This window comes from Stenotrophomonas sp. Sm2128 (assembly GCF_030985535.1).
In the GTDB taxonomy this organism is placed as follows: domain Bacteria; phylum Pseudomonadota; class Gammaproteobacteria; order Xanthomonadales; family Xanthomonadaceae; genus Stenotrophomonas; species Stenotrophomonas maltophilia.
The window spans coordinates 12237-36872 of sequence record NZ_JAPTFQ010000016.1 but is presented as its reverse complement, the minus strand read 5'-3'; the positions used below and the strand labels follow the sequence as shown (position 1 = coordinate 36872).

At 67.7% G+C, this 24636-nt stretch carries 17 protein-coding genes and 1 pseudogene; 15 read left to right on the top strand and 3 right to left on the bottom strand.

From position 1 onward, the window contains the following. Positions 1 to 46 precede the first annotated feature (46 nt). The 12 genes and pseudogenes from O0K41_RS06930 (at position 47) to bcsZ (ending at position 17799) form a co-directional block, all read left to right on the top strand. Positions 47 to 2611, top strand: a complete 2565-nt coding sequence (locus tag O0K41_RS06930; protein ID WP_099529822.1) for a fimbria/pilus outer membrane usher protein — start codon at positions 47 to 49, stop codon at positions 2609 to 2611. Beyond that, positions 2602 to 3637: pseudogene (locus O0K41_RS06925) on the top strand (fimbrial protein). Before O0K41_RS06930 ends, O0K41_RS06925 begins: the two are co-directional and overlap by 10 nt. A gap of 213 nt (positions 3638 to 3850) precedes the next feature. Beyond that, entirely contained in the window at positions 3851 to 5389 is a 1539-nt protein-coding gene (locus tag O0K41_RS06920) for a BcsE family c-di-GMP-binding protein (protein ID WP_164221753.1), read from the top strand. Continuing rightward, the gene (gene bcsF / locus O0K41_RS06915; protein WP_033836073.1) at positions 5386 to 5565 is read left to right on the top strand and encodes a cellulose biosynthesis protein BcsF; all 180 of its coding nucleotides are present in this window, start codon (positions 5386 to 5388) and stop codon (positions 5563 to 5565) included. The genes O0K41_RS06920 and bcsF overlap by 4 nt, the downstream gene beginning before the upstream one ends. Next, on the top strand, positions 5562 to 7193 hold the full coding sequence (gene bcsG / locus O0K41_RS06910; protein WP_049451375.1) for a cellulose biosynthesis protein BcsG: 1632 nt from the start codon (positions 5562 to 5564) through the stop codon (positions 7191 to 7193). Before bcsF ends, bcsG begins: the two co-directional genes overlap by 4 nt. Continuing rightward, on the top strand, positions 7193 to 7372 hold the full coding sequence (gene bcsR, locus O0K41_RS06905; protein ID WP_049451376.1) for a cellulose biosynthesis protein BcsR: 180 nt from the start codon (positions 7193 to 7195) through the stop codon (positions 7370 to 7372). The genes bcsG and bcsR overlap by 1 nt, the downstream gene beginning before the upstream one ends. Next, complete coding sequence (bcsQ, locus tag O0K41_RS06900; RefSeq protein ID WP_049451377.1) at positions 7369 to 8124, top strand: cellulose biosynthesis protein BcsQ; 756 nt, start codon at positions 7369 to 7371, stop codon at positions 8122 to 8124. Before bcsR ends, bcsQ begins: the two co-directional genes overlap by 4 nt. Then, positions 8124 to 8576: a hypothetical protein gene (locus O0K41_RS06895; RefSeq protein ID WP_239503550.1), complete on the top strand. Its 453-nt coding sequence runs from the start codon at positions 8124 to 8126 to the stop codon at positions 8574 to 8576. Before bcsQ ends, O0K41_RS06895 begins: the two co-directional genes overlap by 1 nt. Next, entirely contained in the window at positions 8516 to 10741 is a 2226-nt protein-coding gene (gene bcsA / locus O0K41_RS06890; protein WP_239503549.1) for a UDP-forming cellulose synthase catalytic subunit, read from the top strand. Before O0K41_RS06895 ends, bcsA begins: the two co-directional genes overlap by 61 nt. Then, positions 10738 to 13101 (top strand): cellulose biosynthesis cyclic di-GMP-binding regulatory protein BcsB, encoded by a 2364-nt coding sequence (gene bcsB / locus O0K41_RS06885; protein WP_223017027.1) that lies wholly within the window; start codon positions 10738 to 10740, stop codon positions 13099 to 13101. Before bcsA ends, bcsB begins: the two co-directional genes overlap by 4 nt. Further along, complete coding sequence (gene bcsC / locus O0K41_RS06880) at positions 13101 to 16682, top strand: cellulose synthase complex outer membrane protein BcsC (RefSeq protein WP_164221751.1); 3582 nt, start codon at positions 13101 to 13103, stop codon at positions 16680 to 16682. Before bcsB ends, bcsC begins: the two co-directional genes overlap by 1 nt. Beyond that, positions 16666 to 17799 carry a cellulose synthase complex periplasmic endoglucanase BcsZ gene (gene bcsZ / locus O0K41_RS06875; RefSeq protein ID WP_049451380.1) on the top strand — a complete coding sequence of 378 codons (1134 nt, stop codon included), beginning with the start codon at positions 16666 to 16668 and terminating at the stop codon, positions 17797 to 17799. The genes bcsC and bcsZ overlap by 17 nt, the downstream gene beginning before the upstream one ends. 86 nt (positions 17800 to 17885) lie before the next feature. Here the strand turns inward: bcsZ and O0K41_RS06870 are convergent, their stop codons facing one another. From O0K41_RS06870 to ettA, 3 genes are all read right to left on the bottom strand, one after another. Further along, on the bottom strand, positions 17886 to 19202 hold the full coding sequence (locus tag O0K41_RS06870; protein ID WP_005408048.1) for an NCS2 family permease: 1317 nt from the start codon (positions 19200 to 19202) through the stop codon (positions 17886 to 17888). Positions 19203 to 19266: 64 nt separating this feature from the next. After that, the gene (locus tag O0K41_RS06865) at positions 19267 to 19956 is read right to left on the bottom strand and encodes an outer membrane beta-barrel protein (protein WP_049451381.1); all 690 of its coding nucleotides are present in this window, start codon (positions 19954 to 19956) and stop codon (positions 19267 to 19269) included. Between the two features lie 244 nt (positions 19957 to 20200). Beyond that, positions 20201 to 21865, bottom strand: coding sequence for an energy-dependent translational throttle protein EttA (gene ettA, locus O0K41_RS06860; RefSeq protein ID WP_005408049.1), 1665 nt, complete (start codon positions 21863 to 21865; stop codon positions 20201 to 20203). A gap of 252 nt (positions 21866 to 22117) precedes the next feature. On the opposite strand from ettA, the gene O0K41_RS06855 reads away from it, so the two are divergent. The 3 genes from O0K41_RS06855 (at position 22118) to O0K41_RS06845 (ending at position 24630) form a co-directional block, all read left to right on the top strand. After that, complete coding sequence (locus tag O0K41_RS06855; RefSeq protein ID WP_033834700.1) at positions 22118 to 22591, top strand: RcnB family protein; 474 nt, start codon at positions 22118 to 22120, stop codon at positions 22589 to 22591. A 187-nt stretch (positions 22592 to 22778) separates the two neighbouring features. Further along, the gene (gene glyA / locus O0K41_RS06850) at positions 22779 to 24032 is read left to right on the top strand and encodes a serine hydroxymethyltransferase (protein WP_088436092.1); all 1254 of its coding nucleotides are present in this window, start codon (positions 22779 to 22781) and stop codon (positions 24030 to 24032) included. A gap of 124 nt (positions 24033 to 24156) precedes the next feature. Beyond that, complete coding sequence (locus tag O0K41_RS06845; RefSeq protein WP_049451383.1) at positions 24157 to 24630, top strand: hypothetical protein; 474 nt, start codon at positions 24157 to 24159, stop codon at positions 24628 to 24630. Positions 24631 to 24636: the final 6 nt, after the last annotated feature.

The window sequence follows — 24636 nt, the reverse complement described above, 5'->3', positions numbered from 1 at the left end:
TGCGGCGAATTGAAGGAATGTCAGTGTGATCGGAAACAGATTGACATTGTCGATCCATCAGGCGCTTTGCCTGTTGGTTGCTGGCGTGGCCTGCCCAGGATGGGCGCTGGCTGCCCCGGCCAATCTCGGCGAACAGGCGCTCATGGCGCAGAGTGGTGCGGCCAATGCGCGTGCACCCGAATCGGCGCAGTTCAACTCCAGCTTCCTGTCTGGCCAGGCCAAGCAGGTGGACCTGGCGGCCTTCAGCAACGGCAACCCGATGGTGGCCGGCAACTATCGTGTCGACGTGTACGTCAACGGTGCCTGGCAGGGCCGTCGCGATCTGCAGTTCAAGGCCGATGCGCAGGGCCGTGTCGACGCCTGCCTGCCGCTGCCGATGCTGGAAGAAATGGGCGTGGACAGCGAGGCCGTGCTGCTGCAGCAGGATCCGTCCGTGCCCACCGACAAGACCAGCTGCGTGCCGGTCCAGCAGCGCATGGCCAACGCCTATGGTGTCTATGACAGCGGCAACCTGCGCTACGACCTGAGCATCCCGCAGGTGTTCCTGCGCCGCGAGGCGCGTGGCTACGTCAACCCGGCGCTGTGGGACCGTGGCATCAACGCCGGTTTCGTCGGTTACAGCTTCAATGCCATCGACAGCGACAGCCGCGTCGAAGGTGGCCAGCGCAACCGCAGTGCCTACCTCGGCCTCAACGCTGGCATGAACCTGGGTGGCTGGCAGTTCCGCCACGATTCGAACCTGACCTGGTCCGAGGGCGACGGCCGCCATTGGCAGAGCATCGCCACCTATGCGCAGCGCGGCATTCCGCAGGTGCGCGGCATGCTCACCATCGGTGAGGCCTACACCACCGGTGAACTGTTCGATTCGATCGGTTACCGCGGTGCCAGTCTGGCCAGCGACGACCGCATGCTGCCCGATTCGCTGCGCGGTTACGCGCCGGTCGTGCGCGGCATCGCCGAGACCAACGCGCGCATCGAAGTGCGCCAGAACGAGCAGCTGATCTACTCCTCCACCGTGTCGCCGGGCAGCTTCGTCATCGACGACCTGTACCCGACCGGCTACGGCGGCGATCTGGAAGTGAGCGTGATCGAGGCCGATGGCCGCCGCCGCGAATTCAAGGTGCCGTTCGGTTCGGTGCCGCAGATGCTGCGGGAAGGCGTGTCGCGTTACTCGCTGACGGCCGGCCAGGTGCGCAACAAGCTGCTGGCCGATGAGCCGTGGCTGGTGCAGGGCACCTACCAGCGCGGTATCGGCAACCAGCTGACCCTGTACGGTGGCAGTGCACTGAGCGATGGCTACCTGTCGCTGCTGTACGGCGTCGGCCTGTCCACGCCGGTCGGCGCATTCGCTGCCGACGTCACCCATGCGCGTACCTCGTTCGATCACTACGGCAACCACACCGGTGCCAGCGTGCGCTTGAGCTACAGCAACATGATCGGCGAGACCGGGACCAACCTGACCCTGGCCGCCTACCGCTATTCGACCGAAGGCTTCTACAGCCTGCAGGACGCGCTGTACGGCCGTGATTCGGACAAGCGCGGCATCGATCCGACCACCCGTGGCCGCCAGCGCAGCCAGTTCCAGGTAACGCTGAACCAGCCGCTGGGCCGTCGCGGCGGCGCGCTGTACGTGACCGGTTCGGTGCGTGACTTCTACGACCGTTCCGGCACCTCCAAGCAGTACCAGGTGGGCTACAACAATGCCTGGCGCTCGGTGAACTACGGCTTCTCGGCGCTGCGCACCGAAGAGGGCGTGCTGGGCCGTTCCGACACCCAGTACCTGTTGTCGATGAGCGTGCCGCTGGGTCGTGGTTCCCACCCGGTGTCGTTCAGCGCCGATCTCGGCGTGCGCGACCGCGGTGGCTACGACAACAGCCGCGTCGGCATCACCGGTTCGGCCGGTGTCGACAACAACTTCAGCTACGGCGTGGCGCTGTCCGATTCCCGCGAAGGTGGAACCACCGCGGTCGGCAACGCCGAGTACCGCAGCCGCTACTCCGCGTTGAACGCGACCTACAGCCACTCGCGCGATTTCCGCCAGGCTTCGGTCGGTGCCAACGGCAGCGTGGTCGTGCATCCGGGCGGCTTCACCTTCACCCCGCAGCGTGGCGACACCATGGTGCTGGTGGAAGCGCCGGGCGCACGCGATGCGATCGTCAGCAACGCCCCGGGCCTGCGCGTCGATGGCCGCGGCTACGCGGTGGTCCCGTACGTGTCGCCGTACCGCCTCAACACCGTCACCCTCGACCCGCAGGGCATGGCCCACGACGTCGAGCTGGAAAGCACCAGCCAGTCGATCGCGCCGTTCGCCGGTGCCATCAGCTACCTGCGCTTCGATACCCGCAAGGGCAACGCGCTGCTGATCCAGGTACGCAACCCGGATGGCCGCACCATGCCGTTCGGTGCGCAGGTCAAGGATGAGCAGGGCCAGCCGGTGGGCATGGTCAGCCAGGGTGGCCGCCTGTACGTGCGCAGTGAAAAGAACCAGGGCCGCCTGCTGGTGGAGTGGGGCGCCGGCGCCGACCAGCGCTGCACCGTCGATTACCAGGTTCCGGCGGGCGCCGATGCGTCCAGGACCGGCTTCATCCCGCTGGAGGCAGCATGCCGATGATCTCTTCCCGTGGCCGCAAGGCGCTGAGTGCGGTGGCCATATTGGCTGGTATTGCCGTGGCCAGCCCCGCGTTGGCGACCTGCTACATCACCCAACAGGGCTTTGTCGCGCAGGACGTGCAGATGGACATGGGGCAGATCGTAATCCTGCCCAGTCTGCCCGTCGGTGGTGTGATCAAGGAGCTGATCGTGCCTATCAACCAGCGCGACAGCATCGGTTACTGCGATCGCTGGGGCGGTAGCGCCAATGGCCGTTTCGTCAACGCCGCGCAGCAGAACGCGGTCCCGGGTTTCAGCAACGTCTATGCCACCGATGTAGCCGGGGTGGGCATTCGTGTCTATCGTGATTCGGGCACCATCCAGACTTACTACCCGCATACCCTGCAATTGGGGGGGCAGCCGGACGTTGACCCTCAACGGTGGCCGCTTCCGGGTGGAGCTGATCAAGACCGCCGCGCAGACGGGCTCGGGCATCATCGCGCCTAACGGCCGCTTCACCACCTATTATCTCGACGGCGACGGCCCTGGCCGTCCGGAACTGACCTCGACCTTCAAGGGCTCGGGCACCACCGTGGTCAGCCCGACCTGCGAAGTGCAGGCCGGCAGCCGCAATATCGCCGTCGATTTCGGCAGCGTGCCCAATACCACTTTTACTGGTGTCGGTTCCAAGGCCGTCGACCGCGATTTCGAGATCCGCCTGAACTGCCAGGGCAGCAATGTTGCGCAGTACCAGAGCAAGATCGGCATCCGCCTCGATGCCGATCAGGACAGCTCGAACATGCCGGGCGTGCTGAAGCTCAGTGCGGCCACCAACAGCGCCACCCGCATCGGCATCCAGATGGTCCAGCGCGATGGCACCACCGAGCGCGAAGTCCGCTTCGGCCAGACCGTCAATGTCGGTACCACCACCCCCGGCACCAGCACGATGACCTTGCCGCTGCGCGCCCGCTATGTGCAGACCCAGGCCGGCACGGTGGGTGCTGGTGTCGCGAACGGCCAGGCCACCTTCACCATCCAGTACGAGTAGTACGCGCTTTCCATTGCTGAGTTTCGAGCCTCACGTCGCCCGTTCTGCGGGCGGCGTTGACTGCGTCTTGATCCCGCAAACGTGAAGATCGGGGCTATCATTGCCGTACAGAAACATGAATGTGATGTACGTCATGGAAATGACCTCCTTTTCACCGCAATGCCTCCACTGCCGGGCTTCCCGTCCGGGTGAGGGGCAATGAAAGGATCCGGCGTGCCAGCGACCCACCTTGCCATTGCCGGATTGCCCGCCGAGTTCGTCGGGATGCGCAGCGGAGGCCTGTACTGGGTGGTGGCTGCCGGCAGCGCGCCGACGGACCTGCTCGGTGCCGGCGTGCTGGCCACGGCCGACGCACTGGACGAGGCCGTGCTGGTCACGCTGGGGCGGGGGGCCGAAGCGATGCTGGCGCTGCTGCCTGCCGACCAGGGACCGGCCCGCCTGCGGCTGTTCCAGCGCTCGCACCACGGCATGCAGCAGGCGTTGCGCGGGCTGATCGGCGATCTGCCGCGCACCGCCTCGGCGCGTACCCGGCTCAGCCTGGTGCAGTTCCCGGTGGCGGCGCTGGACGGCTGGGATGATGCCCGCCTGGCGCGCTGGTGCCAGCAGCTGCAGGAATGGGCCGTGCAGGCGCAGCAGGTGCTGCTGTTGCTGTGCCATGGCGAAGTGGCGGCGCTTGCGCCACGTCTGCTGGCGTTGAACCGCAGCTGCGCCGGCGTGGCCCAGCTGCATCCGCATCGCGGCGCCCTGCAGCTGCTGCTGCATTACTGGTCCAACAGTCATGGTGTGGTGGCCCAGCGAGCGTTCGGCGTCGAGCAGGAAAGCCGAGGGCTGCGCCATCTGGCCGAGGCCGATGCCGCCGGGACGGCGATCGGTTCGGCCAGCGGCAGTGACCGCGATGTCTACCTGGCCCAGACCGAAGTACTGGAAGGTGCGCCGCCACTATCGGCGGCCTGGCGCCTGTATGACGGCTGGGGCGGATTGCTGCCCGCCGCGCTGCAGGCGCGCGAGGCCACCGTGGTGCTGGCCATCGACGAGAATGCCCAGGTGGATGCACTGGCCCGCCTGCTGCACCGCCTGCGCCGCGAACGTGGCAACGCATTGAAACTGGTGGTGCGCGAGCTGCAGCCCTGCCTGCGCTATGCCGATGAGCGCCTGCTGATGCAGTGCGGCTGCAGCCTGGTGGTGCCCGCCGACACCCCGTTGCCGCGTCTGTTGACCCTGCTGGAAACCGTGCAGCGTCAGCGTTGGCAGGGGCAGCTGGCTGAAGATCCAGAGCCGCTGATCCGTGCGCATCGACCGCCTTCGGTGAGTGGCCTGGTCAACGCCGCACGATTCCGTCAGGTCGCAGGTGAACGCATCGATCAGGATGGCAGCGCGGTGGAAAGCGCCGTGCTGGCGCTGCAGCCGGTGGCCGGCCTGCGTGCCGAGCAGACCCTGCAGCAGCTGCGCATCCGCCGCCAGGGCGATCTGGCCTGCGTCTATCGCGGGCAGGTACGGCTGTTCCTGTTTGGCTGCCGGCGTGATGCGGTCGAGCAGGCCCTGGGCAATCTGTTCCGCCTGCCCTGGCGCGAACTGTTCGATGGCTACCAGCGTCTGGCCGAGTACGACATTGCAGCGATGAATGCACGCAGCAGCGATCCGGAGGCCGAGGTACTGCCTGAAGCCCCTGCGGTCCTGCCGGCCGTGGCGCCGGCGCTCGAGGCGCCGGTTCTCACCGCCCCGAGGCCGCTGCGACTGGGAGATCGCGCATGACTACCGACCAGCAACTCTGGACCCTGATCGTCGCCTGCGCACTGGTGATGATTCCCTTCGGTGCCATGCTCGGTACGCTGTGGCGCGGGCTGCGCCGCCGTGTCGCGCGCTGGCTGCCGCCCCGCCACCTGCGCCGTGCCGGTGTGCGCCAGCGCGCACCGCGGAGGGCGGCATGAGTCCGCAGGCAGTTCCCGCATCTCCCTTTGCCTGGGCCGACCTGCGCGGCTGGAACCTGTATTTCCTGTCCAAGGTGGTACTGGCCTGGATGGGCGCGCTGGATCTGAAGATCCTGCCCAACCTGCTGTTCCTGGGCGCGCTGCTGATTCCACTGCGCTGGCGCTGGGCACGCATCGCGCGCACTGTCGTCGCGGTACCGGTAGGCGTGGCCCTGTACTACCAGGACACCTGGTGGCCGCCGTTCCGGCGCCTGTTGGTGCAGCCTGGCGTGCTGGACTTCTCTGCGGACTACTGGCTTGAGCTGGCCCAGCGCTTCATCAACTGGCAGATGGTGGCGGTGCTGGCGATGCTGGTGCTGGCCTACGTACTGCTGAAGCCGTGGCTGCGCATCACCACCCTGAGCGTGCTGGGCATGCTTGGCCTGGCAGTGATGGCGGTACCGGTGCCGGCGGGCTGGAACTGGGGGCAGGGTACCGCCACCGCGGCTACCGCCAGCGCCGGCGGCACCCCAGGTGGCGGCCTGCCGCCGGCCAACAACGAGACGCTCAATGCATGGCTGGCCAGCTTCTACCAGCAGCAGGCCAGCCTGAAGACCAGTTTCCCGGCACCGGGCAGCGGCGCGCCCTTCGACGTCATCATCCTCAACATCTGCTCGCTGGCATGGAGCGATCTGGATGAAGTGGGGCTGCGCCAGAACAACCTGCTCGATCGCATGGACGTGGTGTTCGACGACTTCAACTCGGCGACGGCCTACAGCGGTCCGGCGGCGATCCGCCTGCTGCGCGCCAGCTGTGGCCAGACCTCGCATACCGGGCTGTTCGATCCGGTGCCGGCCGAGTGCCAGCTGTTCTCGAACCTGCAGCATCTGGGCTTCCAGAGCGAGCTGGCGATGAACCATGACGGCCACTTCGACGATTTCATCGGTGAACTGCACCAGTATGGCGGGCTGCAGGCGCAGCCGATGGATATCAGCGCATTTCCGACTGCGCTGGTGGCCTTCGACAAGTCGCCGTTGCGCCGCGATGGCGATGTGCTGATGGCCTGGTGGAAGCAGAGGATGGCCGGTTCCAGCCAGCAGGTGGCGCTGTTCTACAACACGATCTCGCTGCACGATGGCAACCGTATCGTTGGTGCCGATGGCCGCTCCAACGCCGCCGACTACAAGGCACGTGCGGAAATGGTGCTGGGCGACATGGCCGGATTCGTCGACGCGGTGGAAAAGAGTGGCCGCCGCGCGATGATCGTGGTGGTGCCCGAGCATGGCGCGGCCCTGCATGGCGACCGCATGCAGATTCCGGGCATGCGTGAGATCCCCAGCCCGTCGATCACCCACGTGCCGGTGGGCGTGAAGCTGATCGGCATGGGCGCACCTGCGGCCGGCGGCCCGCGTCATGTCCCCGAACCGAGCAGCTACCTGGCGGTGTCCGAGCTGGTGTCGCGCGTGTACGCGCTGAACGCCCAGTCGCCGCCGAGCGAGCGCAACTGGGACAGCCTGCTGAAGGGGCTGCCGCAGACGCCGTCGGTATCGGAGAACGAAGGCGCCAAGGTCATCGAGTACGCCGGCAAGCCCTGGCTGCAGCTGCAGGGCAGCCAGACCTGGAGCCCCTACCCGGAGGAGGCCCGCTGATGCCTGCCGACATTCTTGCCGTGCCGGTCACGCTGTCCGTGGAAGAGGACGACATCGACCTGCTGCGCCGCAGCCTGGACATGCCGGGGCTGCCCTATGTGGACTTCTCGGCCCAGCGGGAACGCGCACGGGCACTGGCGCGCTGGCCGTTGCTGGCCGAGCTGGAGCCGCGCCGATGAACACCTTGCTGTCGCTGCAGGGCATCCATGGCGGAACCGGCGTCACCACGGTGCTGGCCGCGCTGGGCCAGGGCCTGCATGCCCAGGGGAAGCGTGTGCTGCTGGTCGAATGCAGCCCGGACCAGATGCTCGGCCTGCACCTCGGCCTGCCTGTCGACGTGGACACCGGCTGGGCGCGCGCACAGCTGGACGGTACGGACTGGCGTGATGCCGCCTACGCCGTCGCAGCAGGACTCGCGGTGCTGCCTTATGGTCGTGTCGACGCCGAGGCCGCGATGCGCATCGAACAGCAGCTGCAGCAGGCACCGGCCACCTGGGCCGAGCGCATTCCGCTGCTGGAGACCCAGTTCGACTGGATCCTGTTCGACCTGCCGCAGCGCCTGCCGGCGCACGCTGCGGCCATCAACCAGCACGCGCGCTGCACGCTGCCGCTGCGCCTGGCCTGTGTCGATCCGGTCAGCCATGTGTTCCTGCAACGGCAGCCGGATGACACCCGCCTGCTGCTGGCCAACCGCTACGATCCGGTCATTCCGGTGCAGCGCGACCTGATGCAGCTGTGGCTGCACGCGCACGGCGCGCGGCTGGTGCCGCAGCCGCTGCACGAGGATGCGCGGGTGCCCTCCGCACTGGCCAGCAAGCAGCCACTGGGGCGCTATGCGACCGATTCGCTGGCCGCTGCCGATGTCGATGGCCTGGTGCTGTGGTGTCTGGCCGAGGCCGCACGGCGCCAGGCCGCGATGGGGGCACGCTGATGGGCGCCCGCGTCTACTACCTGGGCTGGGGGCGCCTGCGCGAACGCGTGCATGCGTCCTGGCCGACCCGGTCGCTGCTGTGGTTGCTGCAATGCGTGGGCTGGGCATTCCTGCGCCTGGAAGGGCCAGCGTGGCAGGCACAGGCCCCGCGCCTGCGCAACGCCTTCCCGCAGATCCAGGGCGACCGTCGCTGGCGCCCTGGCGATCCACTGCGGTTGCTGATCCAGGCCATGTGGCTGTCGGTGGTGCGGTTGGTACCGCAGCCTTCGCTGAGGCGGCAACGGTTGGCCCAGGCCCGTCGCGAACGCATTGCCGAACTGCGTGGCGCGGCCGGTCGCGGCCGCCTGCGCTATCTGCGCGCGATGCGCCCAGTGAATTTTGGAACAGCCGTGTGGCGGCCTGGTTCGGCCGCAAGGTGGGCAGCCTGTCGCCACGTTCGCGGCATGTGCTGACCCTGCTGGTCGGGTTGGCCACGCTGGGGCTGGCGGCGCTGTGCATCACCCAGCCGTTCACCTATCTCGCGCAGTTCGTGTTCGTCTTGCTGCTGTGGGTCATCGCGCTGCTGGTACGGCGCATGCAGGGGCGCTATGCGACGCTGGTGCTGGTGGTGCTGTCGATCACCGTGTCCTGTCGCTACCTGTGGTGGCGCTATACCGCCACGCTGAACTGGAACAGCACCTTCGACCTGGTCTGTGGCGTGGTGCTGCTGGCGGCGGAAACCTATTCGTGGCTGGTGCTGATGCTGGGCTACGTGCAGGTGGCCTGGCCGCTGCGTCGCCGCCCGGCGCCGCTGCCGGCCGATATCCACCAGTGGCCGACGGTGGATGTGCTGATTCCCACCTACAACGAAGACCTGGCGCTGGTGCGGCACACCGTGTACGCAGCGATGGGCCTGGACTGGCCGGCCGACAAGCTGCGCATCCATATCCTCGATGATGGCAAGCGTGAGGACTTCCGCGAGTTCGCCGAGCGCGCCGGGGTCAACTACATCACCCGCTCGAACAACCATCACGCCAAGGCCGGCAACCTCAACCATGCGTTGACCCTGATCGATGGTGAGCTGGTGGCCATCTTCGACAGCGATCACCTGCCGGTGCGTTCGTTCCTGCAGATCACCTGCGGCTGGTTCCTGCGCGACCCGAAACTGGCGCTGGTGCAGACCCCGCACCACTTCTTCTCGGCCGATCCGTTCGAACGCAACCTGCAGGTGTTCCGCAGCGACCCCAACGAAGGCGAGCTGTTCTACGGACTGGTGCAGGACGGCAACGACCTGTGGAACGCGGCGTTCTTCTGCGGCTCCTGCGCAGTACTGCGGCGTAAGGCCATCGATGCCATCGGCGGGTTTGCCACCGAAACCGTCACCGAAGATGCACACACCGCGCTGCGCCTGCATCGCAAGGGCTGGAACTCGGCCTACCTGCGCATTCCGCAGGCGGCCGGCCTGGCCACCGACAGCCTCGGCGCGCACGTCAACCAGCGCATCCGCTGGGCGCGCGGCATGGTGCAGATCTTCCGCATCGACAACCCGCTGCTGGGCAAAGGCCTGAGCCTGTTCCAGCGCTTCTGCTACGCCAACGCGATGCTGCATTTCCTGGCCGGCATTCCACGCCTGGTGTTCCTCACCGCGCCGCTGGCGTTCCTGCTGCTGCACGTCTACATCATCTATGCGCCGGCGCTGGCCATCCTGCTGTTCGTGGTGCCGCACATGGCCCACGCCAGCCTCACCAACGCACGCATCCAGGGCAAGTACCGGCGGCCGTTCTGGGGCGAGGTGTACGAGACGGTGCTGGCCTGGTACATCGCGCGTCCCACCACCGTGGCACTGTTCAGCCCGGGCCGTGGCAAATTCAACGTCACCGACAAGGGCGGCACCCAGGCCGGCGACCGATTCGACTGGCGCGTGGCGCAGCCCTACCTGGTGCTGGCGCTGCTGAACGTGCTCGGCCTGTGCTTTGCCGTGTGGCGCTTCATGCACGGGCCGCTCGATGAACGCGGCACGGTGGTCGTCAGCTCGCTGTGGGTGCTGTACAACCTGCTGATCATCGGCGGTGCGCTGGCGGTTGCCGCAGAAGTACAGCAGGTGCGGCGCACGCATCGCGTCACCACCCACCTGCCGATGGCGCTGCAGGTGCCTGATGGCCGCCGCCTGCGCGGCGTGCTGCAGGACTATTCCAACGATGGCGTAGGCGTTGAACTCGGCGAAGACGCACAGCTGGCCGAGGGCCAGCGCGTGCAGGTGCTGCTGGGGCGGGGCCGCCGCGAATTCGCGTTCCCGGCGCGGGTGCAGCGCACCGTCGGCCAGCGACTGGGCCTGCTGCTGCTGTTCGAGGACGAACGCCAGCGCGTGGAGTTCGCCCAGTGCACGTTTGCCCGCGCCGATGCCTGGCTCGACTGGCACGCCGGTTACCAACCCAAGAGCCTGCCGCGCAGCCTGTGGAGCGTGCTGGTCCTGGGCTGGCGCGGCTATCGGCGGATGGGTGATTTCGCACCGTTCGACCTTGACCGCCCGGCACACTGGAACCGTCGCCTGCTGCGATGGCTGGCCAGTTTTGCTCCGCAACGTCCGCTTCCTTCCCACCCGGCTGACCCAGCCGCTGATCCAGGGCTTCGTCCATGACCCTTCCGTCCTCTCTGCGCTGGCTGCTGCTGCCCCTGCTGGCCCTGCCCGTGGCGTCAGGCAACGGCGCGCCTGCTCCGGCACCGGTCGCCCCTCCTACCACAGCGCCTGCCGCGCCGCCGGTGCCGAGCGTGCCGGCCGCGCCAGCCACCCCTCCCGCCGCCGGTGCCGAGCCCGCGCTGGCGCAGACCTGGACGGGCAGCGCCTGGCCCTGGCAGCGGCAGAACACCTTCGCGCAGCTGGGGCGTCGCCAGGACACGCTGTTGTCGGGGGTGCGCAACGCCACCACCTTCGAGTTCCAGGTCCGCCGTGACCGCCTGGTCCGCGATGCCGAGCTGGATCTGAGCTTCACGCCGTCACCGTCGCTGTTGCCGACCCTGTCGCACCTGCGGGTCTACCTCAACGACGCGATGATGGGCGTGGTGCCGATCAGCAACGACCAGCTGGGTCGCCCGGTGCAGGCCAAGCTGCCGCTGGACGCGCGCCTGATCGCCGATTTCAACCAGGTCCGGCTGGAGTTCGTCGGCCACTACACCGACATCTGCGAAGAGCCGACGCACAGCTCGCTGTGGGTCAACCTGTCCAGCAACAGCACGCTGCGCCTGGGCGGCCAGCCGCTGGCGATGCAGGACGACCTGGCCAACTTCCCGCTGCCGTTCTTCGATCCGCGCGATACCGCACGGCTGGAACTGCCGGTGGTGTTCGCTGCCGCACCGAGCCTGGCGCAGCAGCGTGCGGCGGCGGTGATGTCCTCGTACTTCGGCAGCCTGTCCGGCTGGTGGCGCCAGGCGCGCTTCCCGGTCAGCTTCGGCACGCTGCCGGACAAGGGCCACGCGGTGGTGCTGGCGGTCAACGGCAGGTTCCCGCCAGTGATCGCCAACCATGCCCCGGTCAAGGGCCCGGTGATCGAACTGATGTCGCTGCCGGAAGACCCGCAGCGCAAGCTGCTGCTGGTGCTGGGCCGCAACGATGACGACCTGCTGAAGGCAGTGGCCGCGATGGCGGCCGGCAACGTGCTGTTCCGTGGTCGCCAGGTCAGCGTCGACGAGATCAAGCCGCTGGCCCCGCGCAAGCCGTACGACGCACCGAACTGGGTGCGTACCGACCGCGCCGTCCGCTTGGCCGAACTGCTCGATTACCCGCAGCAGCTGCACGCCAACGGCGTGTCGCCGCAGCCGATCACGGTCAACCTCAACCTGCCGCCGGATCTGTTCATCTGGCGCAACCAGGGCATTCCGCTGAACCTGCGCTACCGCTACACGCCGCCGTTCGGCAGCGATGAATCGCGGCTGGGCGTGGCGATCAACGATCAGTTCATCTCCAGCTTCCCGCTGGTGCGTCGCAACGGCAAGCAGGGCCTGGAGGAAATCCGCCTGCCGGTGCTGGCCGGCGATGCCGGTGCCGACGACGGGCGTCTGCTGATTCCGGCGCTCAAACTGGGCGACCGCAACCAGCTGCGGTTCGATTTCAACTTCGCCAGCGTGATGGGCAGTGCGCAACGCGACCACTGCCAGACCGTGCTGCCGCCCAACCTGCAGGCAGCGATCGAAGAAGACTCGACCATCGACTTCTCCGGCTTCCATCACTACATGGGCCTGCCGGACCTGTCCGCATTCGCGCTCAGTGGTTTCCCCTTCACCCGCATGGCCGATCTGTCCGAGACCGTCGTGCTGGTGCCCTCCAGCGCCAGCGAAGCACAGGTCAGCCTGCTGTTGAACCTCATCGGTGGGCTGGGCGTGCAGAGTGGCTACCCAGCCTATGGCCTGCGCCTGTCCGATGACTGGAAGCAGGCCAGCGCGCTGGATGCGGACCTGCTGATGCTGGGCGCCCTGCCGGCCGAACTGCGCGGCAGCCAGCAGCTGTCGCTGCTGATCGATGACCAGCGCACGCGCCTGCTCAACGGCCAGTCGCCGTCGCCGCAGCAGGCGATGGAACAGGCCCGCCGTGGCAGCCGCGATGGCGACCCGGCGGTGACCGAAGTGGCAGTGAGCGCGCAGGCACCATTTGCCGCGATCATCGGCATGCAGTCGCCGAAGCATGCGCAGCGCAGCATCGTTTCGCTGGCCGCCAGCAATGCCGCCGACTACGGCCTGCTCGACGATGCACTCAGCGATACCGGCAAGCGCGAAGCCATCGCCGGTTCGGTGGCGATCCTGCGTACCTCGGGCATTCACAGCCAGTTCGTCGGCGATCACTACTACGTTGGCGCGCTGCCGTGGTGGCTGCTGCTGTGGTACCACCTGGCCGATCACCCGGCGCTGCTGGCGGTGCTGGCCACGGTGGTGGTGATGATGGTCGCCTTCCTGCTGTGGCGCACGCTGCGCTGGGTCGCGGCCAAGCGCCTGGACCCGGGGCACTGATGGTACGTACGCGGCATCCGCTGATCACCGCTTCCGGCCTGGTCCTGTTGGGACTGGCCGGTGCCGGGCCCTGCGCGGCGCAGGCCTTGCCCGATACACCGGGCGGAACCGTCGCCGAGCAGCGCCAGTGGCTGCTGCAGCAGGTGCGCATTGGCGAGGCCACCGGCCGCCAGAGCCTGATCGAAGACGCGCTGGCGCGGCTGCGCATGCTGGCACCGGATGATCGCGGCACGCTGGTGGCGATCCTGGAAGTGCAGCTGTCGCAGCAGAAGCTGCAGGATGCCGAGGCGACCCTGAAGCGCCTGCGCGAGATCGGCACGGGTACCCGTGAACTGGCCGCCGGCGAGCGCCTCTGGCAGGCTTATCGCGGTGACCTGCAGCAGGATCTGCAGCAGGCGCGTCTGTTCGCTGCCGGTGGTCGCAGCGCCGAAGCGCTGGCGATCTACCGGCGCCTGTTCAACGATGACCCGCCCGGCCTGCAGCTGGGCCTGGAGTACTGGCGCCTGCGCGGCGCCCAGGCGGATGGGCGTGCACAGGCGATCCGTGCGCTGAGCGAACTGGACCGCAGTTATCCGGGCAATGTGCCGTTGCTGCAGGCGCTGTCGCAGATGCTGTTCGCGGCCGGCCGCGATGCCGAGGCGCTGGCCGCGCTGCAGCGCATGGGGCGTAATCCGGAAGCCCGCGGCATGGCGGCGGACGCCGAGTGGGCCTACCTGAAGGATCAGCCGGCCGACGACCGCAGCGTGCGCCGGCTGCAGGACTTCATTACCCGCAACCCGACGTTTGCCGACATCGCGTTGGTACGCGAGCGCTACACCGACCAGCACAAGCGGGTCAGCGACCCGGCGTGGCGCGCCGGCCTGCGTGGCCAGCAGTTGCTCGATGCCGGCCGCAATGAAGAGGCCGAGCGCGCCTTCCTGCAGGCCCTGCGCGGTTATCCGCGCGAGCCCGACCTGCTGGGGGGGCTGGGCATGGCGCTGATGCGCCAGGGCCGCCGCGAGCAGGCCATCAACTATTTCCAGCGTGCGGTGCAGGCCACCCCGGCCGGTGACAGCAACGACAAGTGGCGTGACCTGATCGCAAGCACCCGCTACTGGCTGCAGCTGGACCAGGCCGACGCGGCGCTGGCCGCCGGCCGGCTGGACGAGGCCGAGCGACTGTACGCGGAGGCGCGCCGCCAGCAGCCCCGCGACGTCACTGCTGCACTGGGCCTGGTCGACGTGGCCGTGGCCCGCGGCGATGACGCCGCAGCCGAACGCCAGTTGCAGCTTGCCCGGCGGATGGCGCCCAACGATGCCAACGTGATCCGCAAGCTGGTGCAGCTGTACGGCCGAACCGATCCGCAGCGGTTGGAAGCCTTCATCAACGCATTGCCCGCTGCCCAGCGCAGGCTGTATGCCGAAGATCTGCGCCAGCTGCAGATCAGTCGACTGCGTGAGCGCCGCGAGCAGGCGTTGGCGGCCGGCGATGCAACCACTGCGATCACGTTGGGACAGCAGCTGCGCGGGGAGCTGCCGGGCGATGCATGGCTGGCCTACGCGCTGGGCAACGAGCTGCGCACCGCCGGCCGGCAGGACGAAGCCGACGCGGTGGTGGCCGACATGGCCACGCACAACGACAGTGCCGAAGCGCGCTACGCGCAGGCGCTCTTTCTGTCGGGATCCGATCGGCTGCCGCAGGCACTGGCGGTGCTCGATGCGCTGCCGCAGGCGCAGTGGGACGATGACATCCGCGCGCTGTCGGCGCGCCTGCAGCGGCAGCAGCTGGTCGATCATCTGTGGGAGCTGCGTGCGCAGGGCAGGGAGGCCGAAGCCATCGCGCTGCTGCAGCAGCAACCGCCCAGCACCGACAACGACCTGCTGATGGCCGAATGGGCGCGCCTGCGCGGCGACCACGCGCAGGCGCTGCACTACTACCAGCGCGTGCTTGCTGCACAGCCGGGGAATGTGGATGCGCAGCTGGGCCAGGTGCAGGCCTGGATCGGTACCGGCGATCTGGCCAGCGCACGCCGCCAGATGCACGACGCACCGCCGGCAGTGGACGATGCCGAAATCGGCCAGCAGCGCCAGCTCGCCACGATCTGGACCGACCTGCGCGAGGACAGGAAGGCCTTGGCGATCCTGCGCGCGCTGCTGGCGCGCAAGACCGGGCCCGATGCACAGTCCTGGCGTGACGCGGCACGACTGGTGCGCCGCGATGATCCACAGCAGGCGCTGGACATGTACGCGCAGGCGATGGCCGACAACGGCCTGTTGGCTTCCAGCCAGGCCACGCCGCGCGACAACCGCGCGCTGACCCTGGCCAGCCGCGAGACCGCAGGCGACGACTGGTTGCGGCGCAGCCTGCGCAGCGACGTGGAAACCCTGTACCAGCAGGAGAACCCCACCCTGACGGTGATGCAGGATACGGGCCGCCGCAGCGACGGCACACCCGGCATCTCGCGGCTGTCGCGTGATACCCGCATCGCGCATCTCGACGCACCGTTTGCCGGTGGCCTGGGCTGGGCGCGCATCGAACAGGTGAGCTTCGACGCCGGCCGCTTCCAGACCGACGGGAACGGCGCCTACGACGAGGATTTCGGCAGCTGCGACCTGGATCTGCTGCAGGCCGACAACAGCCGCCTGCGCGCACCAGGGTGCACCCGTTTCGTCCATCAGCGGCGCACCTCCGGCGCTGGCTTCGCCGTCGGCTGGCGCACCCTGGACGACCGCTGGAACCTGGATATCGGCCACACCCCATCCAACTACGTGGTCGGCAACTGGCTCGGCGGTGTCACCCTCAATGGCGACCTCGGGCGCTTCGGCTGGGGCGCCACGGTGTCGCGGCGGCCGATGACCAATTCGCTGCTGTCGCAGGCCGGCGCGGTTGATCCGCGCAGTGGCATCAGCTGGGGCGGCGTCACCGCCAACGGCGTGACCTTCAGCCTCGGCTACGACCAGGGCGGCCGTGATGGGGTGTGGTCGAACTGGAGCTGGCATCGGCTGACCGGCCACAACGTGGCCGACAACACCCGCGCACGCGCGATGGTGGGCTGGTATCACAAGCTGATCCAGCGCCCCGACATGCGGCTGGACGTGGGCACCACCGCGATGTACTGGCGCTACCAGAAGGACCTGGGCGGCTACTCGCTGGGCCAGGGCGGTTACTACAGTCCTCAGCGCTATGCGTCGCTGAGCCTGCCGGTCAGCTTCGCCTGGCGCAACGACGTGTGGTCGGTGCGCGTGGATGGCTCGGTCAGCGTGTCCAGCGCGCGCACGTCCTCGATCAGCCGCTTCCCCGACCAGGCCTTGATCGATCGCGTGATCGAGCAGCTGGAGCCGCAGTATGGCCCGCTGCGGCTGGACGAGGCCGGCCTGTATACCGGCGACAGCCGGAGCACCGGCACCGGCTACCGCCTGTACGGCGCGGTCGAGCGCCGCCTGGGCGACCACTTCGTGCTTGGCGCCGCCGGCACCCTGCAGCGCAGCCGCGATTTCTCACCGAACTCGTTCCAGCTCTACCTGCGCTACACCTTCAAGCCCTGGCAGGGAAACCTGCCGTTGCCCGTATCGCCACTGGTGCCATATGGCGAGTTCCGCTGACCTGCAGCGACGGCGCCTGCTGCAGGCGGCCGCCACGCTGCCGCTGCTTGGCTGGCGCCATGCGCAGGCCGCGCCCGCAGCGCGCTGGCCGGCCTGGCAGGTACTGGTCGAAAGCAGCCTGAGCCGCGACGGACGCATGATCGATCGCAGCCAGGACGATCAGCGCAGCACTTCCGAAGGCCAGTCCTATGCGTTGTTCTTCGCCCTGGCCGACAACGACCAGGCGCTGTTCGACCGCATCCTGGGCTGGACCCAGGACAACCTCGCCGGTGGCGACATGCGCCAGCATCTGCCCGCCTGGTTGTGGGGGCGGGATGACAAGGGAAGCTGGCGGGTACTGGACGGCAACCCGGCCTCGGACTCCGATCTCTGGCTGGCCTACGCGCTGCTGGAAGGCGCGCGGCTGTGGCGGCGTCCCGCGTTGAAGGCCATCGCCGAGGGCATGCTCGCGCAGGTGCGGGCACGCGAGATCGTGGACCTGCCCGGGCTCGGCCCGATGTTGCTGCCGGGCCCACAGGGATTCACCGAAGGGGACGCCACGCGGGTCAACCCCAGCTATCTGCCACTGCCGCTGCTGCGCCGCTTTGCAGTGGAGGATCGTAGCGGGCCGTGGCAGGCGCTGGCGCGCAACAGCGTGCAGCTGTTGCAGCAGACCAGCCCACACGGGTTCGCACCGGACTGGGCGGCGTGGAAAGGCGATCGCTTCGTCGTCGATCCGGTGCGTGGCGCGGTCGGCAGCTACGATGCCATCCGCTGCTACACCTGGGCAGGCATGACCGCACCGCGCGATCCGTTGTTCCGTGCGCAGCTGGCGGCCCTGTCCGGGCCGCTGCAGCGCCTGCGCAGTGGTGCACCGATGTGGGAGAAGATCGACACCCGCAGTGGCCAGGGGCAGGGTGAAGGCAACTACGGATTCCGCGCTGCACTGCTGCCGTATCTGATCGCGCAGGGCGAAGCGGAGCGTGCCGATATATTGTTGGCCAGTCTCCCCAGTACGGAGCAGCAGCGTGCTGACGCACCGGCCTATTACTCGCAGATGCTGGCGCTGTTCGGTCGTGGCTGGGCCGAAGGACGATGGCGTTTCGCCGCCGACGGCCGCCTGCAGCCCAAGCGCTGAGCGTGCTATCCGCCGGGCATGGCCCGGCACTACCGATGGGATCGGATCCCATTGCGCAGCAATGGGCTCTGACCCTCAGCCAGGCATCACTCCAACGCGTAGCGCAGGGTAAACAGCACCGCCACCAGCCACACCGCCGGATGCACTTCGCGCCAGCGCCCGGTACCGGCCTTCAGCGCGGCATAGGCGATGAAGCCGAACGCCAGGCCGTTGGCAATCGAGTAGGTGAACGGCATCGCCAGCGCACACAGCGCGGCTGGCACCGATTCGGTCAGGTCGCTCCAGTCCACTTCCACCAGCTCACGCAGCATCAGGCCGGCCACGAACAACAGGGCCGGCGCGGTGGCATAGCTGGGCACCATCGCCGCCAACGGCGAGAACAGCAGCGCCGCCAGAAACAGCGCCGACACCACCAGTGCGGTCAGGCCGGTACGGCCGCCCACCTGCACGCCAGAGGCGCTTTCGGCAAAGGCCGTGGTGCTGCTGGTGCCGAGCATCGAGCCCGCCACGATCGCGGTGCTGTCGGCCAGCAGCGCGCGGCCGAAACGCTTCTGCGCGCCCGGCAGCTTCAGCAGGCCGGCACGGCCGACCACGCCGTACAGCGTGCCGGTGGCATCGAACACCTCCACCAGCACGAACACCAGCACCACCTGCAGAAGTACTGCGATGGGTGCGCCGCCGTCATGGTGCAGCAGGCCCGGCAGGTCCAGCTGCAGGAAGGTGGGTGCAAGGCTCGGCGGCAGCGAGACCAGACCCTGGTACTGCACGTCGCCCAATGCCCAGCCAGCGCCGGTCACGGCCAGGATGCCGATCAGGATCGCACCGCGGATGCGGCGCGCTTCCAGCACCGCGATCAGCAGGAAGCCGGCCAGTGCCAGCAGCGGCGGCGCTGTGTTCAACGGGCCCAGTGCCACCAGCGTGTCTTCATTGCCGACGATCACGCCCGACTTCTGCAGCGCGATGATCGCCAGGAACAGGCCGATGCCGGCCACGATGGCCGAGCGTAGCGACGACGGAATGCCCGACACCAGCCACGCGCGTACACCGGTCAGCGACAGCACCAGGAACACCAGGCCGGAGATGAACACCGCACCCAGCGCCTGCTGCCACGGCAGGCCAGCGGCACCGACCACGGTGAAGGCGAAGAACGCGTTCAGGCCCATGCCGGGCGCCATGCCGACCGGGAAGTTGGCGGCCAGCGCCATCACCGCCGAACCCAGCGCAGCGGCCAGGCAGGTGGCCACGAACACTGCACCGGCGTCCATGCCGGTGGTGCCGAGGATTTCGGGGTTCACGAAGACGATGTAGGACATCGTCAGGAAGGTGGTGACACCGGCCAGCAGCTCGGTGCGCACGGTGGTGCCGTGCTGCTGCAGCTGGAACAGGCGCTCGAACAGGGACATCGCAGATCTCTCGTGCCTGCGCGCCCTGCCGCCCTGGGGGACCTGCGGGTGCGTCGCCAGGCGGTTAGAAGTGGTAGTTCAACTTCAGCGTAACGCTGCTGTAGTCGGTATGGAAGCTGCGACGGGCCGCAGCAGGGTAGTTGGGGTCTTCCAGGGTCACCGGGCTGGAACCCAGGTGGGTGTAGCGGTATTCGGCACCGGCCGAGAGGCGGTCGTTGAAGCGGTACAGCACGCCTGCGGTGGCATGGGCGCCGGTGGACAGGTGCGAGGCGCGGGTCTCGAATTCGGCCACGCGGCAGCCGTTGGTGGCTTCCACCAGCGACTTGTCGCAGCCCAGGGTGAATTCCTGCTGGGCCACGGTCACGCCCGCGCCGACGTAGGGCAGCCAGCGGCCCATCGCACGGCCCAGCGTCACATCGAAGGTGCCCGAACGGGTCACCGCGTCCTTGCCGTAGTACGGGCTGTACCGGTGCTGCTCGCGATCCTTCCAGTCACGGCTGACGTTGCCGAACGACAGCGCGCCTTCAACGCCGACCACGATGTTGTTGTCGAACTGCCAGCGACGGCCACCCTGCACGCCGCCGGTGAAGCCGCGCACGCTCTTTTCCGAGGCGTTGGCATTGCTGCGGTCCTTGCTGTGCCCCTCGCCATGCGAGGCCTGGGCACCCAGGTAGAAGCCGTCCCAGTCGGTGGTCGCGGCCGTGGCGGTGCCCGACAGCAGCAGGGCTGCCGTGGTGATGATCAGTGCTTTCATTGCGGTTTCCTACGTTGGGGGATGAAGCGGGAACGTAGGAAAACCGATGCAGGCGAGTGAAAACATACAACGAATTGCAAAGTCCGATTACGACAAGGATTCAAGCCCGCTTGAGGCGTCTGCGTTCATCAACGGTTGAATCCCGGCCGGCGAAAACACCCGGAAAGCGGGCATCCATGGCGACAGGAACGCCTGAAAGACGAAAGGCCGCGCGAGCGCGGCCTTTCGTTTTCTGCGGTATGGCTTACTTCAGCGCCTTGAAGCGCAGGCGCTTCGGCGCAGCGTCGTCACCCATGCGGCGGCGCTTGTCTTCTTCGTACTCGCGGTAGTTGCCCTGGAAGAACTCCACGTGCGAGTCGCCTTCGAACGCCAGGATGTGGGTCGCGATGCGATCCAGGAACCAGCGGTCATGCGAGATGACGAAGGTGTTGCCCGGGAACTCCAGCAGCGCATCTTCCAGCGCACGCAGGGTTTCGATGTCCAGGTCGTTGGACGGTTCGTCGAGCAGCAGCACGTTGCCACCCTGCAGCAGGGTCTTGGCCATGTGCAGGCGGCCACGCTCACCACCGGACAGCGAACCGACCATCTTCTGCTGGTCCTGGCCCTTGAAGTTGAAGCGGCCGATGTAGGCGCGCGACTGGATCTCGATGCCGTTGATGTTGAGGATGTCCAGGCCGCCCGCGATTTCCTGGAAGACGTTGTGGTTGCCTTCCAGCGCGTCGCGGCTCTGGTCCACGTAGGACAGCTTCACGGTCGGGCCGACCACGATCTCGCCCGTATCCGGCTTTTCCTGGCCGGTGATCATCTTGAACAGGGTCGACTTACCGGCACCGTTCGGGCCGATGATGCCGACGATGGCACCGGCCGGCACCAGGAAGCTCAGGTTGTCGAACAGCAGGCGGTCGCCGAACTTCTTGGAGACGTTCTTGAACTCCATCACCGCATTGCCCAGGCGCTCGCCCGGCGGGATGAAGATTTCGTTGGTCTCGTTGCGCTTCTGGTAATCGACCGACTGCAGCTCTTCCAGGCGGGCCAGACGGGCCTTGCCCTTGGTGCGGCCGCCCTTGGCGTTCTGGCGCGACCACTCCAGTTCCTTCTGGATCGCCTTTTGGCGGGCCTTTTCCTGATTGTCTTCCTGCTTCAGGCGCTCGTCCTTCTGGGTCAGCCAGTCGGTGTAGTTGCCCTTCCACGGAATGCCGCGGCCGCGGTCCAGTTCCAGGATCCACTCGGCGGCGTTGTCCAGGAAGTAGCGATCGTGGGTGACGGCCACCACGGTGCCGGTGTAGCGCGCCAGGAACTGTTCCAGCCATTCCACCGACTCGGCGTCGAGGTGGTTGGTCGGTTCGTCGAGCAGCAGCATGTCCGGCTTCTGCAGCAGCAGGCGGCACAGGGCCACGCGGCGCTTTTCACCACCTGACAGCTTGCCGACGATGGCATCCCACGGCGGCAGGCGCAGCGCGTCGGCGGCCACGTCCAGCTGGTTTTCCAGCGTGTGTGCGTCGCCAGCGGCCAGGATCGCCTCCAGGCGCTCCTGTTCCTTGGCCAGCGCGTCGAAGTCGGCGCCTTCCTCGGCGTAGGCGGCGTACACCGCTTCCAGCGCGGCCTGGGCCTGCAGCACTTCGCCCACGCCTTCCTCGACCGCTTCACGCACGGTCTTGGTCGGGTCCAGTTCCGGTTCCTGCGCCAGGTAACCGACCTTGATGCCCGGCTGCGGGCGGGCCTCGCCCTCGAAATCGGTGTCCACGCCGGCCATGATCTTCAGCACGGTGGACTTGCCGGCGCCGTTCAGGCCCAGCAGGCCGATCTTCGCGCCCGGGAAGAAGGACAGCGAGATGTCCTTGATGATCTGCCGCTTGGGCGGGACCACCTTGGACACGCGGTTCATGGTGTAGATGTATTGCGAGGACATGCGGTCTCCGTAGGCGCGGCCCTGCGCCCGACCCGTCACGGATAGATCCCGTTGCGGCAGCGGGCACAGACTGAAATGGAATACCGCCAATTATAGCCGGAACCGGTTCCGGGCCGCTCCCGGGAGGCGCCGCCGGGCTGGCTATCGCCTGAATACCCGGTCACAGTCCTGCAGCGGGAAGCGTTTCCAGCCGGAAACGGTTCAGATCGGTTGCGCAATATGGGCTCACCACCCACCAAGCAGAGGTCTGACATGCGCATCAATCGAGTAATGGCCAGTGCCGTGGCCTCTGTGCTGGCACTGGGCGCCGTGGCCCCGGCATTCGCCGACAACGACCATCGCCGCGACCACGACCGCCGTGAATGGCGCGAGGATCGCCGTGAGTGGCGCCAGGACCGCCGCGACTGGGAGCGCGACCGCCGCGAGGCCCGTCGCGACTGGGAACGCGACCGCCGCGACTGGCATCGCGACCATGACCGCTACTACCGCCCGGCACCGCCGCGCGTGGTCTATCGTCCGGCCTACGGCCCGGGCTATGGCTGGAAGGTCGGCCACCGCTATCGCGACTACTACCGCGGCCCGATCTACGTGGTGAACGACTACCCGCGCTACAACCTGCGTCGCCCGCCCTACGGGCACCAGTGGATCCGCGATGACCGCGGCAACATGCTGCTGGTGGCCATCGCCACCGGTGTGATCGCCCAGTACGTGCTCAGCAGCCGCTGAGGATCGCGGCCGGGGTCGGACCCCTTTCCATCGGAAAGGGGTCTGACCCCACAACATCCCTCGAAACCATACGGGGCCGGATTCCTTCGGGAATGCCGGCCCCGTCCGTTTCGGCCCCAGCGGGCCGGTGCGGGGCTACAATCGGGGGCTGAGCCGTACCCCTTTTCCCTGCCTGCTGGAGTACCCGATGTTCCCGCGTGACGTCCGCATCGAATCCTACGATCCCGAACTGGCCAAGGCCATCGCCGCTGAAACCCAGCGCCAGGAAGACCACGTCGAGCTGATCGCCAGCGAGAACTACACCAGCCCGGCGGTGATGGAAGCCCAGGGCAGCCAGCTGACCAACAAGTACGCCGAAGGCTACCCGGGCAAGCGCTACTACGGTGGCTGCGAGTACGTGGACATCGCCGAGCAGCTGGCGATCGATCGCCTGAAGCAGCTGTTCGGCGCCGACTACGCCAACGTGCAGCCGCACAGCGGCTCGCAGGCCAACCAGGCCGTGTACTTCGCCCTGCTGCAGCCGGGTGACACCATCCTCGGCATGAGCCTGGCCCACGGCGGCCACCTCACCCACGGCGCCAAGGTGAACGCCTCGGGCAAGCTGTTCAACGCCGTGCAGTACGGTGTGAACGACCAGGGCCTGATCGATTACGACGAAGTCGAGCGCCTGGCCCTGGAGCACAAGCCGAAGATGGTCGTGGCCGGCTTCTCCGCCTACTCGCAGGTGATCGACTGGGCGCGCTTCCGCGCCATCGCCGACAAGGTCGGTGCCTACCTGTTCGTCGACATGGCCCACGTTGCCGGTCTGGTGGCTGCAGGCGTCTACCCGAGCCCGCTGGAACACGCCCACGTGGTCACCTCCACCACCCACAAGACCCTGCGCGGCCCGCGTGGCGGCATCATCATCGCCAAGGGCGCCGACGAAGACCTGGTCAAGAAGCTGCAGTCGATCGTGTTCCCGGGCATCCAGGGCGGTCCGCTGATGCACGTCATCGCCGGCAAGGCCGTGGCCTTCAAGGAAGCGCTGGAACCGGGCTTCAAGGCCTACCAGCAGCAGGTGGTGAAGAACGCCCAGGCGATGGCCAATACGCTGATCGAGCGTGGCTACAAGATCGTCTCCGGCGGCACCCAGAACCACCTGATGCTGGTCGACATGATCGGCAAGGACGTGTCCGGCAAGGACGCGGAAGCGGCGCTGGGCAAGGCCCACATCACCGTCAACAAGAACTCGGTGCCGAACGACCCGCGTTCGCCGTTCGTGACCTCGGGCCTGCGCCTGGGCACCCCGGCGGTGACCACCCGTGGCTACGTCGAACAGGACTGCGTGGACCTGGCCAACTGGATCGCCGACGTGCTCGACGCGCCGAACGATGACGCCGTCATTGCCCGCGTGCGCGATGCCGTCAGCGCGCAGTGCCGCAAGTACCCGGTCTACGGCTGATCAGGGCCGGGGTCAGAGCCCTTTCCTGGCGGAAAGGGATCCGCCCCCGCCTTCCGGATCGACGCAGGGGTCGGATCCCTTCCCGCAGGGAAGGGCTCTGACCCCGTCACCAGGAATCCCGCGCATGGATGAGCGCCGCCTCAAGTACCTGTACACCGCGCTGGCGGTGCTGTTCGGCCTGCCCAGCCTGTTCTTCGGCGGTGCCGGCGCCTGCATCGCCGTGGTCATGGGCGTGATCGGGCTCGTCTCGCTGGACGCGGACAAACTGTGGTTTGCCGCCGGCATGTTCGCGTGGGGATCGTGCGCGATCGCCGGCCTCGTGGCCTGGGTCGCACTCAGCATCGTCTGGCTGCGCGATGGTGCACGCGGGCTGTACATGGCATCACGCCGCTGGTGGCTGCTGCTGGGCCTGGGCGTGCTGGCAGGCCTGCCCTTGGTGGCGATGGCGCTGTATTACTTCGCCGAGCTGGGTTCGTCCGTGCTCAGCGGGCTGTTCGCCGGGCCGTCCCTGTTGGTGCCCACCGGTACGTTGATCCTCCTGCGGCTGCGTGCTGACGCCCTGGGCGAGCCATCCGGCCCGGCGCGATCAGAGGAGTAGGCCCGC

Coding starts and splice junctions, on each gene's coding strand:
- bcsC (WP_164221751.1), top strand. CDS start 13,101: ATGGTACGTACGCGGCATCCGCTGATCACCGCTTCCGGCCTGGTCCTG.
- bcsR (WP_049451376.1), top strand. CDS start 7,193: ATGCCTGCCGACATTCTTGCCGTGCCGGTCACGCTGTCCGTGGAAGAG.
- bcsQ (WP_049451377.1), top strand. CDS start 7,369: ATGAACACCTTGCTGTCGCTGCAGGGCATCCATGGCGGAACCGGCGTC.
- bcsB (WP_223017027.1), top strand. CDS start 10,738: ATGACCCTTCCGTCCTCTCTGCGCTGGCTGCTGCTGCCCCTGCTGGCC.
- O0K41_RS06855 (WP_033834700.1), top strand. CDS start 22,118: ATGCGCATCAATCGAGTAATGGCCAGTGCCGTGGCCTCTGTGCTGGCA.
- bcsF (WP_033836073.1), top strand. CDS start 5,386: ATGACTACCGACCAGCAACTCTGGACCCTGATCGTCGCCTGCGCACTG.
- ettA (WP_005408049.1), bottom strand. CDS start 21,865: ATGTCCTCGCAATACATCTACACCATGAACCGCGTGTCCAAGGTGGTC.
- O0K41_RS06870 (WP_005408048.1), bottom strand. CDS start 19,202: ATGTCCCTGTTCGAGCGCCTGTTCCAGCTGCAGCAGCACGGCACCACC.
- glyA (WP_088436092.1), top strand. CDS start 22,779: ATGTTCCCGCGTGACGTCCGCATCGAATCCTACGATCCCGAACTGGCC.
- O0K41_RS06895 (WP_239503550.1), top strand. CDS start 8,124: ATGGGCGCCCGCGTCTACTACCTGGGCTGGGGGCGCCTGCGCGAACGC.
- O0K41_RS06845 (WP_049451383.1), top strand. CDS start 24,157: ATGGATGAGCGCCGCCTCAAGTACCTGTACACCGCGCTGGCGGTGCTG.
- bcsZ (WP_049451380.1), top strand. CDS start 16,666: ATGGCGAGTTCCGCTGACCTGCAGCGACGGCGCCTGCTGCAGGCGGCC.
- bcsG (WP_049451375.1), top strand. CDS start 5,562: ATGAGTCCGCAGGCAGTTCCCGCATCTCCCTTTGCCTGGGCCGACCTG.
- O0K41_RS06865 (WP_049451381.1), bottom strand. CDS start 19,956: ATGAAAGCACTGATCATCACCACGGCAGCCCTGCTGCTGTCGGGCACC.